Annotated in this window: 18 protein-coding genes; 10 read left to right on the top strand and 8 right to left on the bottom strand. The window is 54.5% G+C overall.

Going from position 1 to position 16751, the window contains the following annotated elements; translation table 11 throughout:
• Position 1: 1 nt before the first annotated feature.
• Genes B5G28_RS09375 through B5G28_RS09365 form a run of 3 tightly spaced genes read left to right on the top strand, consistent with a single transcriptional unit; the run spans position 2 to position 2893 of the window.
• The gene (locus B5G28_RS09375; RefSeq protein WP_087248162.1) at positions 2-859 is read left to right on the top strand and encodes a TraX family protein; all 858 of its coding nucleotides are present in this window, start codon (positions 2-4) and stop codon (positions 857-859) included.
• A gap of 10 nt (positions 860-869) precedes the next feature.
• A complete protein-coding gene (locus B5G28_RS09370; RefSeq protein WP_087248195.1) occupies positions 870-1535 on the top strand; it encodes a response regulator transcription factor in 666 nt (221 codons plus the stop codon).
• A complete protein-coding gene (locus B5G28_RS09365; protein WP_242967551.1) occupies positions 1520-2893 on the top strand; it encodes a HAMP domain-containing sensor histidine kinase in 1374 nt (457 codons plus the stop codon). The genes B5G28_RS09370 and B5G28_RS09365 overlap by 16 nt, the downstream gene beginning before the upstream one ends.
• 86 nt (positions 2894-2979) lie before the next feature.
• Here the strand turns inward: B5G28_RS09365 and B5G28_RS09360 are convergent, their stop codons facing one another.
• The 4 genes from B5G28_RS09360 to B5G28_RS09350 form a co-directional block, all read right to left on the bottom strand.
• Complete coding sequence (locus B5G28_RS09360) at positions 2980-3519, bottom strand: flavodoxin family protein (protein ID WP_087248158.1); 540 nt, start codon at positions 3517-3519, stop codon at positions 2980-2982.
• A 172-nt stretch (positions 3520-3691) separates the two neighbouring features.
• On the bottom strand, positions 3692-3889 hold the full coding sequence (locus B5G28_RS09355) for a hypothetical protein (RefSeq protein ID WP_087248156.1): 198 nt from the start codon (positions 3887-3889) through the stop codon (positions 3692-3694).
• A gap of 54 nt (positions 3890-3943) precedes the next feature.
• Positions 3944-4246, bottom strand: a complete 303-nt coding sequence (locus B5G28_RS14480) for a hypothetical protein (RefSeq protein WP_144265513.1) — start codon at positions 4244-4246, stop codon at positions 3944-3946.
• Between the two features lie 19 nt (positions 4247-4265).
• Complete coding sequence (locus B5G28_RS09350) at positions 4266-4457, bottom strand: hypothetical protein (protein ID WP_087248154.1); 192 nt, start codon at positions 4455-4457, stop codon at positions 4266-4268.
• A 498-nt stretch (positions 4458-4955) separates the two neighbouring features.
• Between B5G28_RS09350 and B5G28_RS09345 the strand changes: the two genes are divergently transcribed.
• A complete protein-coding gene (locus B5G28_RS09345) occupies positions 4956-6044 on the top strand; it encodes an MFS transporter (protein ID WP_087248152.1) in 1089 nt (362 codons plus the stop codon).
• Positions 6045-6214: 170 nt separating this feature from the next.
• Here B5G28_RS09345 and B5G28_RS09340 read toward each other — a convergent pair whose 3' ends face one another.
• Positions 6215-8269, bottom strand: a complete 2055-nt coding sequence (locus B5G28_RS09340; protein WP_343215548.1) for a suppressor of fused domain protein — start codon at positions 8267-8269, stop codon at positions 6215-6217.
• A 365-nt stretch (positions 8270-8634) separates the two neighbouring features.
• Between B5G28_RS09340 and B5G28_RS09335 the strand changes: the two genes are divergently transcribed.
• From B5G28_RS09335 to B5G28_RS09310, 6 genes are all read left to right on the top strand, one after another.
• On the top strand, positions 8635-9090 hold the full coding sequence (locus B5G28_RS09335) for a DUF2975 domain-containing protein (RefSeq protein ID WP_087248148.1): 456 nt from the start codon (positions 8635-8637) through the stop codon (positions 9088-9090).
• 14 nt (positions 9091-9104) lie between these two features.
• Positions 9105-9314: a helix-turn-helix transcriptional regulator gene (locus B5G28_RS09330; protein ID WP_087248145.1), complete on the top strand. Its 210-nt coding sequence runs from the start codon at positions 9105-9107 to the stop codon at positions 9312-9314.
• Between the two features lie 209 nt (positions 9315-9523).
• Entirely contained in the window at positions 9524-10831 is a 1308-nt protein-coding gene (locus B5G28_RS09325; RefSeq protein ID WP_158099607.1) for a DUF4173 domain-containing protein, read from the top strand.
• A 300-nt stretch (positions 10832-11131) separates the two neighbouring features.
• On the top strand, positions 11132-12061 hold the full coding sequence (locus tag B5G28_RS09320; protein ID WP_087248141.1) for a hypothetical protein: 930 nt from the start codon (positions 11132-11134) through the stop codon (positions 12059-12061).
• Between the two features lie 63 nt (positions 12062-12124).
• The gene (locus B5G28_RS09315; RefSeq protein WP_087248139.1) at positions 12125-13048 is read left to right on the top strand and encodes an NTF2 fold immunity protein; all 924 of its coding nucleotides are present in this window, start codon (positions 12125-12127) and stop codon (positions 13046-13048) included.
• Between the two features lie 259 nt (positions 13049-13307).
• Positions 13308-13772 carry a GNAT family N-acetyltransferase gene (locus B5G28_RS09310; RefSeq protein ID WP_087248137.1) on the top strand — a complete coding sequence of 155 codons (465 nt, stop codon included), beginning with the start codon at positions 13308-13310 and terminating at the stop codon, positions 13770-13772.
• 402 nt (positions 13773-14174) lie between these two features.
• On the opposite strand, the gene B5G28_RS09305 is transcribed toward B5G28_RS09310, so the two are convergent.
• The 3 genes from B5G28_RS09305 to B5G28_RS14835 all read right to left on the bottom strand — a co-directional run.
• Entirely contained in the window at positions 14175-15743 is a 1569-nt protein-coding gene (locus B5G28_RS09305; RefSeq protein WP_087248135.1) for a hypothetical protein, read from the bottom strand.
• A gap of 47 nt (positions 15744-15790) precedes the next feature.
• A complete protein-coding gene (locus tag B5G28_RS09300) occupies positions 15791-16435 on the bottom strand; it encodes a YcxB family protein (protein ID WP_144265512.1) in 645 nt (214 codons plus the stop codon).
• Positions 16383-16751 (bottom strand): hypothetical protein (locus B5G28_RS14835; RefSeq protein WP_204228843.1); only part of this gene is annotated, 369 nt, incomplete at its 5' end. The genes B5G28_RS09300 and B5G28_RS14835, both read right to left, overlap by 53 nt.

Genomic DNA, 16751 nt, shown 5'->3' with positions numbered 1-16751 from the left:
TATGGAAGCAATACAACAGCGAGCAAAACCCACAGGCATAACCGAGACGGGCCTGAAATGGATTGCTCTGGCCGCCATGGTGCTGGACCATGTCCACTACTTTTTTGGTTTTACGGGGTGGATTCCGGAATGGTTCAGCATGGTGGGCCGGATCGGCGCGCCTCTGTTTCTGTTTTGCCTGGTGGAGGGGTTCACCCACACCCACAGCCGGAAGCGCTATTTTGCCAGGGTCTACGTCCTTTCGACAGGAATGTCTGCTCTGCTGTTTCTGATGGCCTATGGCGGCGTGCTGGTGCGGCCGGACGGTTTTTATCCGCTCAATGGCATCATGACCGCCTTTGTAATCCTGATGGTAATGTGGCAGGGTGTGGACTGGCTGGAACAGCGAAAGCTTTTCCGGGGACTGGCGGCGGTGATTTTGCCGCTGGCATGGCCCTTCCTGGCCACCGGGCTCTCGGTAATGTTTCCCGCGCTGATGAACCCGCTGGGGTTTTTGTGCTATTCCTTTGTGCCCATGTGGGGCATCACGGGGGACAGCAGCTGGCCGGTGCTGGTCATGGGAATGGTGCTTTACCTGTTCCGCAAACATCGGAAGACCCAGGTGGCGGCTTTTTGCGTCTACTATATCCTCTATGGGGTGGTGTATATGGGCCTGATGGCCTCCCGGCTGCCGGGCTTTTCCTGGGGCCAGCTGTTCACCGAATACTATGAGATTTACGGCATTCTGGCTGCACCGCTGATGCTGTGGTATAATGGAAAGCGCGGTGGGGGACACAAGATGCTGTTCTATGTCTTTTACCCCGCCCATGTGTATGTTTTGTATGCCCTGTCCTGGGGGCTGTATCTTGTGCTGAACTGAGGTGATGGGTGTGGCTCATATTCTGGTGGTGGATGATGACAAGGACCTCTGTACCCTATTGAAGACCGCTCTGGAACGGGACGGCCACCAGGTGTCGTCCCATCAGAGCGGGGCCGAAATTGACCAGGCCGCCTGCCGGTGGGCCGACTGCATCCTGCTGGATGTGATGATGCCGGGGGAGGATGGGTTTGCCCTGTGCCGCCGCATCCGGTCCATCGCCGACTGCCCGATTCTGTTTTTGACCGCGAAAACCGAGGAGGCCGATGTCCTGACCGGTCTGGGCATTGGCGGAGACGATTACCTGACCAAACCCTTCCGGGTTGCAGAATTGCGGGCCCGGGTGGCGGCCCATCTGCGGCGGGAACGGCGCACCCCTCACACCCGACTGCGGCGGGGAGACCTGGACTTTGACCTCAGCGAGCGGATGGTGTATCATCAGGGCGTCCCGATCCGGCTGACCCGGAGCGAATATGCCATCTGTGAACATCTGGCCATGCGTCCGGGGCAGATTTTTTCCAAAGAGCAGCTGTACCAGGCCGCCTTTGGCTATGAGGGCACAGCGGATGTCTCGGCAGTTACCGAGCATATCAAGAATATCCGGGCCAAGCTGCGCCCGGCGGGGCAGTCCCCCATTGAAACAGTCTGGGGAGTGGGGTACAAATGGAAAAACGAATGAAACGCCCGGCGGGGCTCACCATCCTGTTCTGGCGGTACCTGCTGACCACCGGTGCGGCGATTCTGGCGCTGGCGGTGCTCTGGTGGATGGGACTGATTCTTTTGATGCAGATGAAATTTGTCTACCCAGCCGGCACTGCCGCCGACGGGGTGGATCAGCTGGTGTATGAACTGGGCGCCGGCGCAAAGACGCCGGAGGACATCCCTTATTATTATCGCTGGGCAATTTTTGATGAAGACCGCCAGCTGACCGACCCGGGCAACATGAACCGCTTGCAGCTGTCCTATGCCAAGGCTGTCCTGGCGGGGGATTCGGTGCGGCAGGGGATTTTCTATGCCCAGTACCACCGGGCGGTGCAGCTGCCCACAGGGGAACTCTGCGTGGTGCAGTACGACTATTCGATGCCCTACGGCCTGGAAAGTTTGCAGAAACATCTGCCCGAATTCCAGACCTGTGCAGTTCTGTTTTTGCTTGCGGCCTGGCTGCTGACGGGCTTTCTGCTGACCCGGCACTTTGCAGGACTGCTGCGGCGGGACGCCGCCCTGCTGACCGCTGCAACCCAGACCATTGCCAGCCAGCGGCTGGACACCCCGCTGAAGGGACAGGCCCGGGTGCGGGAATTTGGGGAGACGCTGGAGGCCATGGACCAGCTTCGGGCCAGCCTGGCCCAGTCGCTGGAAAGTCAGTGGACCATGGAACAGCAGCGCCGTCTGGAGATGGCCGCCCTGACCCATGACCTCAAAACCCCGCTGACCCTGATCAGCGGCAACGCGGAATTGCTGCAAGAGGACGCGCTGAATCCGTCCCAGCAGGAAATGGTGGAGACCATCCTGCGCAGTGCGGTCCGGCTGCAGGACTATGTGGCCCAGCTGCAAGCCATGACCCTGCCCGACACAGCTCCCCAGCAGGAAAAAGAGCGGGTGAGCCTGGAAAGCCTCGCCGAAGGCTGGAAAGGGATGGGGCAGAGCCTCTGCGGGACGAAACAGATTCAGTTTGCCTGCTCACCGGTTCCGGCTCTTGCGGTGTCGGTGTACCGCGCCGGCCTTGACCGGGCGGTGAGCAACCTTCTGGACAATGCAGTGCGGTATACATTGCCCGGCGGGACAGTTTCGCTTTGCATTACAGCGGGAGAGGGAACCGTCACGATTGCGGTGGAGGATACGGGCCCGGGCTTTTCGGCGGAGGCGCTGGCCAAAGGGGAACAGGCCTTCTTTACCAGCGATGCCAGCCGGCCCCGGGAGGGGCATCTGGGACTGGGGCTTTTCTTTGCCGGACAGATCGCCCGGAAACATGGCGGTAGCCTGCGGCTCTCCAATACCGGCCGCGGCGCCAAAGCGGAACTGATTCTCCCCATCTAAAAACAACAAACAACGGGCAGCCGGTATGTCGGCTGCCCGTTTTGCAGTTGTGGAATGGCTGTGTATGCGAGGACTGTAATGTAGAGTCAGATGTTCTTGCCGGTCTCGTAGGCCTGCTTCAGGGCGGGATGATCCTTGATGTCCCCCACGGAGGTCACACTGCCGGCGAAAACGGTGCCGGCCAGATGGGCTTTTTCGAAGCAGTCAATCCAACCCTGCAAACCGGTGACGGTGCCGTCTACCGTGTGGGGATCTTCTTCCGCTGCTGCGGCCAGCAGGTAAATGTCCCGGAACGAATAGTCAGCAGAGAACAGGGGATTGGAGCGGTCCAGCATGGTTTTCATCTGGCCGCACATGCCGTAGTAATAGACGGGGGTGGCGAACACAATCACGTCTGCGGTCAGCATCTTCTGGGTGATGGCCGCTGCGTCGTCCTGAATGGTGCAGCGCTGGGTACTCTGGCAGGCAAGGCACCCCTGACAGAAAGAGATAGTCTTGTCGTACAGGGTGACTTTCTCTACAGAATGGCCGGCTTCCTGGGCCCCACGGAGCAGTTCGTCCGCCAAAGCGTCCGAGTTGCCGCCTTTTCTGGGGCTGGTGGAGATGATCAAAACCTTCTTGTTCATGGTACTTCCTCCCGGTTGAAACAACGCTGGTAAGTTGGGTGAATGGCTGCTGTTATTGTACCATTGGCCGGGATGGATAGCAAATACCTATATGGAATGGCTTGCTATGCTTGGAAGCTATCGAAATCTGCCGCCGGTTCACCGCGTTCGGTGTCAGCTGAAGCGAAAAGGGTTATTTTTTCAGTTCGGCTTCGATCAGGGCGTTTGCCAGCTCAAAGGCTTTGATGCGCCTCTGGGCCAGGGTGATTTGGGACTTGTAGCGCGCAGGGGTTTCCTTGGCCTCAAAGGTCTTTACAACCTCTCTCAGTTTGTGCAGGGTGGAATCAATTTGACGCTTGGCTTCGGTCAGGTCTTCTTTTGAGTATTCCATGGGGTCACACTTCCTTTTGCTTTTGGTTTAGTATATTCCAAAGTCACGTGCAGTTCAATCACGAGACAGGAAAACTGCCCGGCGACACAGATGTGCCATTCTCTGGACGTCGGCCTGGGGAAAGGTTGAATGGAAAGCAGGAGCTGCAGCATGGCGGCTCCTGTTTTTGGATAAAGAATGCTGCGGTGGAGTTTGGTGGATGGAAAACGGACAGAGCGGCAGCATCGAATGCTGCCGCCCTTTTCCGGTGATGAGGGTGGTGGAAAGAATTCTTGTTTGTGAAATTAATTTGCTGTCCGGTTTGAAAATGCTGTAGATACGATAAAAACGGCTTAAAAACGACGGTGCCCCGTCCACCCGGGCCCCTCTCTGCCGGTCATTTTTTGGGCCCAAAATACTCAATCAAATTTAAAATCCCGGAGAGAATCCAGAAAATCGCAATGACGACCAAAACGATTCGCCAGCCGGTGGATACATCGGCGACAAAGAGAAAGGTATATAGAGCAAAAACGCTGAAAATAAGGCAGAAAATGATGGTGATGACTTTTACTTTTGTGCGCTTGTCCAAAAGAAATCCTCCTTTGCCTGGGTTTGATATTTCCATTGTATTTTGCAAGTATGAACAATTCAATGAAGAAGGGAAGATGACGCACAATGAGCTTGGGAATGTTGGGAAAAGATGGCGCCGCAAGGGAGGGTCTGTCAGGCGCTTTTCTTGAAAAGAAAAGCAAAAGAAACCCTGTACTCTGGGGAGAAAATACGCTCACAGAATGGTCTTTTGGACTTTATGGAATATGGTTTTGGGGGCAGGAAAATGCCGGCTGCTGTTCTTGACACAAAAGCGTGTGCAGAGTTATAATGTAACAAATTCGATGGAAAGGAGGGCGCACAAATGGCCTGGAGATTTTCCAAAATTCAGCTGAAAGAAGGTTGTGTTTTGGCCTTTCAGGGGGATAGTGCGCCCTTTTTGAAGGCCAGGATCACGATTTGATGCGTTTTTGACCTCGAAAAAAGCCGTGTACTATCTCCTTTGCTTGCAGAAACCTGTGAGAAAAGGAGATTTTTTATGTTTGAAATGAAACGACAAATTCGCCGGCTCTATGCCATTACAGCCCTCGGCAGTCTTCAGTTTACAGGAGCTTGCTGGGCAGCTTTGCTGGCCGCGCGTGGATTTTCGCTGACACAAATCGGCTTTGCAGAGACCATCTTTCATTTTACCAGTTTTTTGTTTGAAGTTCCTTCCGGCGTGATGGCCGATGTATTTGGCCGCAGACGCTGCATGATTGCGAGCCAATGCATATCCGCTATGGCTGCCGCTGCCATGCTGTTTTCCGACTCGATGGGAGATGTTTGTGTTGGCATGGCTCTCAGCGCTTTGAGCTATAACTTTGCTTCCGGTTCCCGGGAAGCGCTTGCCTATGAGAGCTTGAAATGCTGCGGCCGGCAGGCCTACTATGAACGGTTTGCTGTCAATGACGCAACACTGTGGAGAATTGGCGCAGCACTGGCGACCCTGTGTACCGGCATAGCCTTGTGGATGGGAGCGCGGGCGGCCTACGGCGTGGATTTGGTCTTGGCGCTGCTGGGGCTGGGGCCGGCGCTGTGTTTACAGGAACCGGAGGGCCATGAGGCTGCCGCCGGCGGCGCCATCCGGCGTATTTATACAGCAATTCAGGAAAGCATTGCCTTTATTGTGCACAGTCCGAAGGTGCTGCGGTTGATGTTTGGCAATGCCGCGGTAGGTGCTGTGGCCACCATGCTGCTCTATCTGCTGCAAGCCCGGCTTCCAGCCCTTGGAATGCCATCCGGATGGCTGGGACCAGTGTTGTTTGTGTTGGGACTCAGCAGCACACTGGGGCTTCAGCTCGTACGGTTCACCGATCGGCTGAGCTACCGCGTGATGGCTCTTTTGTGTGGGGGCGGTGTTCTGTGTGGGACTCTTCTGGCTGCCACACCCTGGCTGCCTATGGTTTTGGCTGGGGGATTTCTGGCCGGCCTGCTGGATGATCTCATGGACGTGCGCAGCGACGTGAAGCTGAACGAAATGGTTCCCTCCTGCCAGCGGGCGACGTTGGTGTCGGTTTCATCTCTTGTGTTTTCCCTTGTGATGCTGGCAATCGCCCCACTGCTGGGAGCGCTGTTCAGTGTGGTTTAAGGCTATGTTGCTCTGATGGCAGTACAATGAACCTGTAGGCGCTGAACGTTTGAAACCGCGATGCAGGGCGGTGGATTGAAACAAAAACAGATAAAAGGAGATAGACTTCCCGGAAAGGGGAGCTATCTCCTTTTGGCGTGTTTCTTTTGGGAGGTACAGAGGGACTTTCACTAGTCCCACCAGAAATACCAGACCGTGGACTGCCGCAGCGTGTCCGCCAGAGCGCCGACAGTTGCATCCTCGGGCCCCTGGTCGATGACATCGGGGCAGAAGCCGTACTGCTCCACCGCTGTCTCCATGGCTTTTTCCTCTGGAACGGGGGCGGGGAGGACAAACTCCAGTTCATCGTGGCTCATGACAGCGGGCACTGCGCCGTACTGCTCGAACCAGTATTTTGCCGCCGCCATCAGTTCTGGCGTGTCTGGACACTTGTTCCAGTTGCCAAAGGGCAGGTAGGCGAAGACTTCCCAGGGGTGCTCCACCGGGATCTTCGCCAGAATCAGGGGATAGGTTATCTCACGATCGCTGTCCCAGTAGCTGGAAAAGCGATCGTTCTTGCAGCCGCCCTCCATCTGGCCCAGGATTTCTTCCTCCCAGTCCATGGCGTCGTCCTCGGCTTCCTCCCGGCGCTGGCCGATCATTTCTTCCAGAACCGCCTTGCCGTTCAGGAGGGGGGCAGAGAGCATCTTCTTTCGGTATTCGGCCACCTTGTCCGGGCCGAAGGCATAGTTATCCTCGCCACCGCTGTCCGGGTCAGAATTCATCACCAGGCACTCCCACAGGATTTCATCATCTGCCCGGATGAGCACCGGCACAAAGCCTTCGTGGGCGCTGTCCCGCAGAGCGTAGCTGTAAGCTGCCGAGATGGGATCGTCGTCCTTCATGGAGGGAAAATAGGTACACTCGCAGTCCAGATACTCCATCAAAGCCCGGGCCAGATCGGAAGGTTCCAGCGTGTTTTCGTCGAAGCCCTGCCTCTGCCAGCCGGCAAAACGCCGGTCGATGATCTGTGCCATGGCCTGGTAATATTCTTCGTCAAAAGGAAGAAACAGGTAGGCTTCATCCTGGATTTCGTCCGAGTAATTGCGGTTTTGACCAATCACCCCAACGGCGTAGTAGTCGATGTCACTGGGGTAGTGGGGAGGATCATCGGTATAGCCGTAGTAATACGCGGCGAAGGCCCGGCCTGTCCGATTGAAAATAATACTCAGGAGCTGACCGTTCAGCTTGTCCCGGAGGAAAACCCGCAGGTCTACACTACCGGGATTGGTTTTGACCTGTTTTACAATGCTGCCGTAGTCCTCGAGAAAGGCTGCACCCATCAGGTCGTGTTCCATGCACCAGCGCAGATAGATGGTCATGTGGCTGAAAGCGTTGCGTTCATCCACCGGCAGTTTTTTCTTTCGAAGGGTCGCAAGGTGCCAGATTCCGTTATCCATTTCCAAAATGTCGTCCGCCGCATCCTCCGCACGGCGCAGGATGCCCCGCGTGATGGCGTCGGGGCGGTCGGGCCGCACCACAAAACCGATGGCAGCCATCTTTTCCAGCAGCGCATCTGTACCGTGTTCCAGACTGTATTTCAACTCATCCCGATAGAGGGGGAGAACCTGATAAAAATGGACTGCCTCACCGCCGGGCAGGGGACAGACTGCGCCGCCCGGCGCCGCGCTGAATGGCTCGGTCAGCAGCGCTGCACAAAGCCAGGTGTTGGCTGCGAAAGGCTTCTGGTGGTCAGCGACGTAGCCCCGGTGCAGCCATACACCGCCGAGAGACAGGCGGACCAGGTCCTTCAGCAGATGAACCGGCCAGTACCACCGGTCGTCCTTGAAATTTTCGGGCGTTCGCTTCCAGCCTGCTGGCAGGGCGATGGCCAGCTCTGCCCGGTCCGATTTGTGCCCAGTCTGTTCCGGCGGCACATTCATCCGGTGAGCTCCCAGCCCCATGGTGACCAGAATACAGTAGTCCCGCTCCTTGGTGGGCGGCACCAGGCAGATATCCACATGAATGTCCTGGGAATCCGGCTCATGGAATAGCGTTTCAAATTTGCCGAAGTACTGCCGGATGTGGTTCTCCACCGCCGCCGTTTCCTCTTTGGAGTAGATCGCCCCAGCCAGCTCCATGTCACTTTCCGGGGTGCACTCTGCTTCAGGCAGAGTGGTCAGGGCGTCGACGATCTTCTGGTGCTCGTGGTTCTCATGTCCAATTTGACATTGCTTCATATCCATAGTCTCGGCCTCCTCGTTTTCTTCCAATATTGGCGCTTCCGGCGGGAGTGGGGCGTCATCCTTGCCACCTAGGATGTCATAACAGACCATGCGGACTTTCTTGGGCGGTTTCAAGACTTCCGCGGCATAATCTCCTTTTATAATATTCTATCATATTCTGGCGGTAAAGTCGCCTGTTTGCTGTATTTATTTTATGAAACGACATTCAGGAGCGCAGTGAAAAACGTCCGGGACCCGGTGTGGCCGGGAAATGGAGGTGATTCTTTAAAACAATATGAAATTATCGATTTTCGATAAAAATGTATTGCAATTCAATGCGACATGTGATATGATGGAGCCACAAACAAAAACAGGAGGTTTTGGATATGAATTGGAGCAGCAAAAACAGCATTCGGCTGTCCCGGCTGTGCGTGGTGTTGTTTGGAGCGGCAGCTTTGGCTATTTTGATATCAGCCCCCTGGCTGGTAAAGACGTTTGTTGCGTTCAGCCGTGTTCCGCTGGAACACCAGGCCGAGAGTCTGCTGCAGGCCACGCTTTATGCTGGCGGAGTGCCTGCCCTTTACATTCTCTGGAAGCTCTGGCGGCTGCTGGAAAACATTCAGGGCGGCAATGTTTTCGTCCCCCACAATGTTCAGCTGCTGCGGCGGATCAGCTGGGGCTGTGCCGTGGGAGCGGTTATCTGCCTGATCAGCGGATTTTATTATCTTCCCTTTTTTGTCATTGCAGCCTGTGCAGCCTTTATGGCGCTGATTGTGCGGGTTGTGAAAAACGTCTTCCAGCAGGCGCTTCTGCTGCAGGAAGACGCAGATTACACCATCTGAAAGGGGGAGAGAGAATGCCCATTGTTGTGAATCTGGACGTTATGATGGCCAAGCGAAAAATCTCCGCGGGGGAGCTTGCCGCGCGGATCGGCATTACTCCTGCCAACCTTTCCATTCTCAAAAACAATAAGGCCCGGGCTGTGCGGTTTTCTACGCTGGAAGCACTTTGCCGGGAGCTGCAGTGCCAGCCTGCCGATCTGTTGGAATATCTTCCCGACGAATGACATTTCCTGCAACGAAAAAGGAGGTTGCACTGATGGATATCCGTAGAGATGACGCCGTTTGTGTTCCGGGATCTTCCGGGGCGATTTTGCCTGCCGGTCCCGGCTGTGCGGTCCCAAAACGCGCTGCAAAAACAGCGTTTCAACTTGAAAAAGGGGAGCGCGCCGCCGCCCTGCTTTGCCTTGGGATGGGAGTTCTCTATGCGCGGTGGATGCTGGAACCGCCCGCGGTTCTGTACCAACAGGGACGGTGGGTGCTGGCGGCGGTACTGGGCTGCTTCTTCGTATGCATAGAGGCATCAGCCCGGCTCTGCCGTATAGAGTGCCCAAGGGAGAGCTGGTTTTGGGCGGCGGTCTTTCTGAGCCAGTCCATTGGCTGCGGCCTGTTTGGAAACCAGGAACTTGCGTTTTTCCCATTCCTGCTCTCCCACCTGGCGGCTGCTCAGTGGGCGCTGGTGCGCTGCGGAGGAGCGGTGGCCCTGCCTGTGGGAGCGCTGCTGCCGCTGGATCTGCTGCGGGGCTGGTTTGGCATTCCTTTTTCCAATTTCCACCGGCTGTTCCAGATGCTTTTTTATGGCGTGGGGAAAAACCTGCCCAAACCCAAAAGCAGGGGAATCTGGTGGGGGCTGCTGGGAGCCGTCTGCGCCCTGCCGGTGCTGGGATGGGCATTTACCACGCTGGTAACGGCCGACGCTGCTTTCCAGCAGATGACCGGCAGCTTGGAGAGCTGGCTGACACGGTTCAGCCTGCCGGAAATTCTGGCGGATTTTCTTTCGCCGGGCTGGCTTTTTCTCGAACTCTTTTTTGCCTGCTGGTTTTATGGTCTGTTTTATGGTGCCAAGCACCTGAAGGAAAAGCAAGATCGGATCACAGAACGCATGGTCTATGATTCGTTCGACAAGCTGCGGCTGATTCCCCGGCAGACGCCGATGGTGGCCCTGGCCATGCTCTGCGGGCTGTATCTGATCTTCTTTTTGTCGCAGATCAACTATCTTACGGCGGGGTTTGCCGGCGTTCTGCCCCAGGCATACACGGCGGCGGAATACGCCCGCCGGGGATTCTTTGAAATGCTGCAGATCGCCCTGGTTAACTTGTCGGTGCTGGCAGCGGCAGCCAAACTTTGCCGCACGCCCATGCGCCAAAGCCGGGGACTGCGGGGCCTGGGGATTGTCCTCTGCACAGCAAACCTTTTGTTTGCGGCCATTGCTTTTTCCAAACTGTGGCTGTATATCTCCCGGTTTGGCCTCACCAGTCTGCGTGTGCTGGCCGGGTACGCCATCACGGTGGTTGCGATTTGGTCGGCCTTGTCCATTGCCAGCCTGCTGCGGCCCTTTGGAGCGGTGGTGTGGGGTATCCGCCTGGCGGCAGTGATCTTCTGTCTGCTCAGTATGTGCAACATCGATCACCTGGTTGCGCTGACCCAGCGGCAGGCAGAGCAGGAATATCCCTGGCCGGAAACCTCTGTGGTTTGCGATTTCGATGGTTCAGAAACCACATCCCTGGAAGATTTTGCCATATAATACTCTAAAAATTAGGGCAGAAAATGCAGGATAGATTCTGCCCGGGATCATCCATTGATTCAAACGCTGTAGGATTACCAAAAACAGGCCGCTCCTCGCTCTGGGGAGCGGTCTGTTTCATTGGGACGCATAGCAAAAAGGGCGGCCGGGCCGCCCATACATAAAACCGGAGTAAGTAATGGATTTGTCAGGCGCCTTTTGATATAATCAGATCATACGGAAAAGCGCCTCTTTAAACCACAAAACAGAGGTGCTTCCAGGCTTTGTACAAAGAACCATCTTGCTTGAAGAAGGTGCTCGATGATGCAAGAAAAAATAAAGATCGACCCATATCTTCTGACCGCCATCGTACGTTATCTCGGCAGGCTGCCCACGTCGGTGCAGGATCTGTATCCCATGAAGCGCCTTCTCTGCGGCGAGAGCCGTTCCCCGCTTGGAGGATATCTTGAATCGCAGGGGGTGCCGGCTTTCCTGTCATTGGAACGGGGTGCATGGGAGCCTGTGCGGTGGATGGGCAAACTGCGCACTTTTGAGGTTCATCGCTATCCTGTGAATGACTATAGCTTTTTGAAAGAGTGCAAGAACCTGGAATCCATTTCTGTGATGCCGCCGCAGCGGCAGGCGTTTGACTGCACGCTTCTCCAGGAAATGCCCTGGCTGCACAGTGCAGAACTGCTTGGATTCGATTTGATTCATCCTGAAAAACTGGTGGACCCGCAGCCCTTAACGTTCCCGGTGCGCTATGATCCGCCGGCGTTGTTCCCGATGCTGGAAGGTCTTCCGGCTGCCATCCGTTCGGAGGAAAAATCTCTGCCCACTGTGTCGGATGGGCTGACAGGGGATTGTTTGCTCTGCTGGGTTGAAACAGAGAGAACGGATACACCCCCAAAAATCCCGAGCCGTGGGGGTCAACAGCTCCACGCCTGCCGCCCGAATGCAGAACACGCCACTGCGGTTGCCCGGAAACTTGGAGAGGGCGCCTGTCGCTGGGCGTACGGAATCAGGGGAGATACCTCCCTGCACGTTCAATGGGAAAAGGGCGGGGCGGTTTTGGAATATCGAAGAGGCCAGCAGCGGCTGCTCTGCTGGAACAAACGAGCCAAGAGCTGGAAAGGATATCTCTGCAAAAACAGCGGGCAGATCGAACAGGTTCTGCTGTACTTCTGCCAGACAGGGGAGCCGTTTCCCGGGGTCAGTTGGGCGGTGCCAGGAGATCCACCCAAGATATAAATACGGGGAATATGACGGCGTAACACGGCAATAAAAAGAGTTTGGAGAGCGAGGGAGAATACAATGCTGGCGTTTCCTTCCAATACTTCCTGTCTGGAATACCAGAATGGAGCTTATCTCTGCAATCACCAAGTCCGAGTCGAAGGGGCTCTGAATCTGGACACGTTACGGGAAGCTGTGCGTCAATGCCCGAGGCTGAAACAGGTATATCTGGATGACGCTCCCTTTGGGGATGAATGTTTTCTGGTGTTCGCCCAGCTTTCACAGCTGACGACTCTGGCCCTGCTGCGGGGCGGACAGATCAAGGGGCATGGCTTGTCTTTGCTGAAAGATCTCCCGATCAAAACATTGTTTTTGCAGCGAACGGCGATGGATGATGAAGGACTCTCGCAGGCCGCTCAGATTCCAAAACTCACAGACATCTACATTGCCGCCTGCCCGCAGGTTACATTCCAAGGGCTGATGGCTGTTTCCTGGCGGGATAAGCTGGTTGTTCATGATATGGACAACTTTGATGAAAAGGGCCGGACCGGGCTGTTTACCCAGGAACAAAAGAAACTCTTTGAGGATGCCCGGACCTATAAAAATATGAAAAACAGGCTGCCTCTGGACAGCCCGGAGCTGGTGGGCCCCATCGCAGCACTGCAGGACTTTTTTAAGGAAATGACCCGTTGGGAAAACCTTGCTGCTGAAAAAGGTCTTGATGACCCAAACGTTCGGGCCGAGATCGATCAGCTGTTCTCCTGGCGGGTAAGCTGGAAGCCGCGCCCGGGCTGGCGTCCGGTTTCGCTTTCCTTCCAGGCCGGCGGTACCTATCAGGGCTGCCGCCTGACTGTAGGAGAGAAGGCTGCAAAGAACAAATTTTGGCTTTATGCAGAGGAGGATGTTTTCTACTACCGTTTTCTTATGCGGCTGGTAGAGGGTCGCTGGATGATCGACAACGCCCAGTCCTGTTATAATGGCAAGTGGCAGTTCTGCGGGCTTTGATTTGTATTTTCCAAGAAATACGGACAGCGGTTGATTTAATAGCCTGGATTTGTGGTCTGCACACCTTGATGACGCAGACGGTTATCTCTGGGTATTTTATTCCAGCAAGGCCCTGGATGAACAGGGCAGTATGATTTCCGAAAGCAAAAACATTTCGTCTCTTTGGCGTGTGGAAAAAGATGAAACAGGCCAGTGGCGAGTGGTAAGCGTCAAAGAGCATCCGTGACCCTAAAAAGTGTAAGTCAAAAAGGGAGTGGCAATGGAACGAATCGTGGATGAGGAAATCCGATTGGTGCCCTATTATCCGAATGAAGAAGTAGCGTTGAAGTGGTATCAGGACCCTCAGCTGTGCAAGCAGGTGGATGACATTGATTGTGTGTACACGCTGGATAAGCTGAGGGCGATGTACCGTTATCTGTCCACCCATGGAGACTGCTATTATATTGAATATAGGGGATGCCTCGTTGGAGATGTTGCCTTGAGATTTGACGGCGAGATTGCAATCGTAGTCTGTAAGGAATACCAGAATCAGCATATAGGCCGGCGGTGCGTGAAGAACATCATGGAGCTGGCCAAGGAAAAAGGACTGAAAGAGGCCAAAGCACGAATTTATTCGTTCAATACACAAAGTCAGAAAATGTTCTTGTCCATGGGATTTCGTTCGGTCGGTGATGACTGGTATACCTGTGAACTCGAAAAAGGACAAGAAGTTTCAACAACATAGAAATTTGCAAAGAGAGCGGCTTTAAACCTCGAGTTTAGAGCCGCTCTGTTTTATGAGGAAAGGAGAGTGTTCTTTTGCCTAACCTGATCATGACCGAAAAAATCCGATGTTCAGATTTCACCTCCTGTTGAATCTTTTTCCCGCAGTAAGGGTGATAGGCTGCATTTGCCGGAATATGTCCGCCGTAAGAAAGACATTTGGAAACACGAAAACGAGGAACAAACGATGCAATGTACAAAAGTGCCAGACGGGGGAAGGACGATGTATGCTGTGATGTAGATGATATTCTCGTCCATTTGATAGCCCCTGATTCCCATGGTCGGCATTGCGATTGCAAGAATCACCCCTGACAATACTGCAAACCAGATGGTGGCTTTTTCATGGGACGTCTCCTCAGATAAATCAGTCTGACTTTTTGGTCAGAGCAGCCATGGAACCGGTTTGTATGTCGAAGGTTTTGTCTTGGTACCACTTTTCATGGAAAACGAGCCTCCATTCCACACGATCAACGGGATCAAAATGCAGACTGGAGCAGGCAGCGCCAAGTTTGCCCTGGGCGGCAGGCTGTCCGCATACGATAGCAGTGGGCCCATCGGCTCCGCCGATGATGCCGATCACAAAAGCATCGTTGAGGACGGTAGGTTCAAATGGTTTGCTCGGGCAAGGTTTTGGTCTGGGGCGGTCCCCGTCGGAGCAATCTGCTACATCCAGATCGCCGCCCGAAAATTCCGGCGTGACCGTATAACTCATAAAATAATAATGGGTGGGGTGCTCCATATCCTCCATCATCCGACTGGTGTCCAGGACCTGCTCCTCGTATTTTTGTACCGTCAGGGTGTATTCCGTACCGCCTTCAGGGTAAACAAAAGAGAAGGTGTCGCCGGGCTTTTCCACATGGAAATGCGGGCCGGGAATGGAAGCTTTCTGCTGTACCATGGTTACCGACAGATGCTTGATCTCTGGCTTTTTCCTGGTTGCCCAGGGGTAGCTGAAGCGGTGGATGACCCATCCGAACGCTGTGTCGAGCTGATAGTGGGCAATCGCCTGTTTGGAATCCTGCTCTGCCTCGGCCGCAGATCTGCCTGGCAGACAGGGAATGTATGACACTTCGCAGCCATGGGAAAAACGGAGCTCTTTGCCGTTCAGCTGAAGGATTGGACGGAAATCCATACACATAGGATGGTCCAGTTCCATCTGCATCCGCTGTTCCCGGGTGAACTGCTCTTCGTCGGCATCTGCACACAGATGCCATTTGTCCATGAAGGAAAGGATGTCCGCAAACTTGACCTGCATACAGAAATCAACCACCAGCCCTTTGGAGCAGGAATAGACAGAAGGGATGATCCAGTGCCGCCCGGCCCAATCAAACGGTATGTTAACGACCGTTTCTTTGCCGGGCCGCTGGCCCTTTGGATGGCCCCAGAAGCTGCCGTCAAAGGTTACTTTCCACTGAGGAGCTTCCTTTGGCACGGTGGGGTTCATGTCCTCGTCATAGTAATCCTCTGTATAAGGAATAGCAGAAAGATCGAACTCTGCCTGGAGCTTCTTTACATAGTGAAAGGCGTCTTCCATTGGTTCAAGGCTGGTTTTTGACCGGATGGCATCCAGCACGGCCTGCTGTTCTGGTGTCGCAGGACAATCCATGAGGAAGGCTTTGTACTGTTCTTCATCCCATGCATAACATTGTTCCAGAGCGGCCATGTCAGTGCAGGACAGAAGCAGCCGCAGCAGATCCTCAAAATTTCGGGCAATGGGATGTACATAATCTCCGACGTTCATCGGGCTGACTGCAAAGATCATATCCCCAAAACCGCGGATGGTGCAGTAGTGGATTCCATCCACACCGGCCCAGCCAAGAACCTTGGCTCCCTTTGGGGTACAGAAATAAGGAATAAACGCTCCATTGGTCTCCCAACCCAAGGGGGCCAGGTCAATGCCTTTCTTCAAAAACGCTTGATAGGCGAGTGCCATTTTGTTTCAACCTCTCTTTATCAGTGGAATCTTTGTTTCTATGGAAATCAATCCATGAACTGGTATGTTGCGACTTTTTCGGAAAGCAGCCGGGACAGGCTGGCAACATCGCCTTGTACCAAATCCTGCTTCTGCAAAAGGGTGACGCGCTGCCCGAACACAAGAAGCAGTGTGTCTTCTGTTTCCCATGCAGATTCAAAGTCATTGTATGCCACAAACTCTGTCTCGCCTTTTTCTGAAAGGGTCATTCCCTGATCCGAGAAAGACACAGCAGGAACAGGACTTTCCGGAGTTTGATCTTTCCCTTCCAGAAGCAGCCGGGCTGAGCGGTCAAATGGCTTTTCACGGTTCTTTCTGGTTGTCCATAACCCGCTGATACCCAGTACAATGGCGGCTGCGCCTGCCACCAAAGGAACCAACAGTTCTTTTGGTTCCATAAGACCGGGCACAACCAGAATCACCCCCGCCGCCAGACAGAGGACGCTGAACAGCCTGGTGCGCAGCCGGCTCCGACTAGGGCCTTGAGAGGGGGAGGGAAGGCGGTCAATGTGACGCCACATGTTGGGATAGCGCTGCCAGGAAAGAAGTTCTGCTCTTTTTTCAAGTGCCTTGCTCACCTGGGGCAGAAGGCGGCTGATATCATAGGAACTGATTTGAAACAGGTAGGAATCGTCGCAATGGCTGAATTTCATCTTTATCACCTTCTGGGCTGTATGGCTGTGGCGTTTGCAAGTCGATCTGCTGGAAATGTGGTGCTGTATCTATTGTGCCATATACCGCTGATTTTGGCCAGAGATTTCTCTTTGTCTTGTAAACGAACCAGCACTGCATTTTTGGGCACGGATTGAAAATTTTTGCACGATCATACCACAGGGGTGGGAAGCTGAAGCAGCAGGAGTGGCGGAGCGTTAGCGGAGCCACTCCTGCTTTCGTTTGGATTCGCTCGTGGTTATAAAACTGGATGTATCGGTCGATCATGTCGTTGGCCTCGGAGAATGTAGCAGGTTT

Source organism: Faecalibacterium sp. An77 (assembly GCF_002161315.1).
Lineage (GTDB): Bacteria > Bacillota > Clostridia > Oscillospirales > Ruminococcaceae > Faecalibacterium.
The sequence above is the reverse complement of the archived record's forward strand: the minus strand, read 5'-3'. Positions and strand labels throughout refer to the sequence as shown.

Coding starts and splice junctions, on each gene's coding strand:
- B5G28_RS09375 (WP_087248162.1), top strand. CDS start 2: ATGGAAGCAATACAACAGCGAGCAAAACCCACAGGCATAACCGAGACG.
- B5G28_RS09365 (WP_242967551.1), top strand. CDS start 1,520: ATGGAAAAACGAATGAAACGCCCGGCGGGGCTCACCATCCTGTTCTGG.
- B5G28_RS09360 (WP_087248158.1), bottom strand. CDS start 3,519: ATGAACAAGAAGGTTTTGATCATCTCCACCAGCCCCAGAAAAGGCGGC.
- B5G28_RS09355 (WP_087248156.1), bottom strand. CDS start 3,889: ATGGAATACTCAAAAGAAGACCTGACCGAAGCCAAGCGTCAAATTGAT.
- B5G28_RS09345 (WP_087248152.1), top strand. CDS start 4,956: ATGTTTGAAATGAAACGACAAATTCGCCGGCTCTATGCCATTACAGCC.
- B5G28_RS09340 (WP_343215548.1), bottom strand. CDS start 8,269: ATGGATATGAAGCAATGTCAAATTGGACATGAGAACCACGAGCACCAG.
- B5G28_RS09335 (WP_087248148.1), top strand. CDS start 8,635: ATGAATTGGAGCAGCAAAAACAGCATTCGGCTGTCCCGGCTGTGCGTG.
- B5G28_RS09330 (WP_087248145.1), top strand. CDS start 9,105: ATGCCCATTGTTGTGAATCTGGACGTTATGATGGCCAAGCGAAAAATC.
- B5G28_RS09325 (WP_158099607.1), top strand. CDS start 9,524: ATGCTGGAACCGCCCGCGGTTCTGTACCAACAGGGACGGTGGGTGCTG.
- B5G28_RS09320 (WP_087248141.1), top strand. CDS start 11,132: ATGATGCAAGAAAAAATAAAGATCGACCCATATCTTCTGACCGCCATC.
- B5G28_RS09315 (WP_087248139.1), top strand. CDS start 12,125: ATGCTGGCGTTTCCTTCCAATACTTCCTGTCTGGAATACCAGAATGGA.
- B5G28_RS09310 (WP_087248137.1), top strand. CDS start 13,308: ATGGAACGAATCGTGGATGAGGAAATCCGATTGGTGCCCTATTATCCG.
- B5G28_RS09305 (WP_087248135.1), bottom strand. CDS start 15,743: ATGGCACTCGCCTATCAAGCGTTTTTGAAGAAAGGCATTGACCTGGCC.
- B5G28_RS09300 (WP_144265512.1), bottom strand. CDS start 16,435: ATGAAATTCAGCCATTGCGACGATTCCTACCTGTTTCAAATCAGTTCC.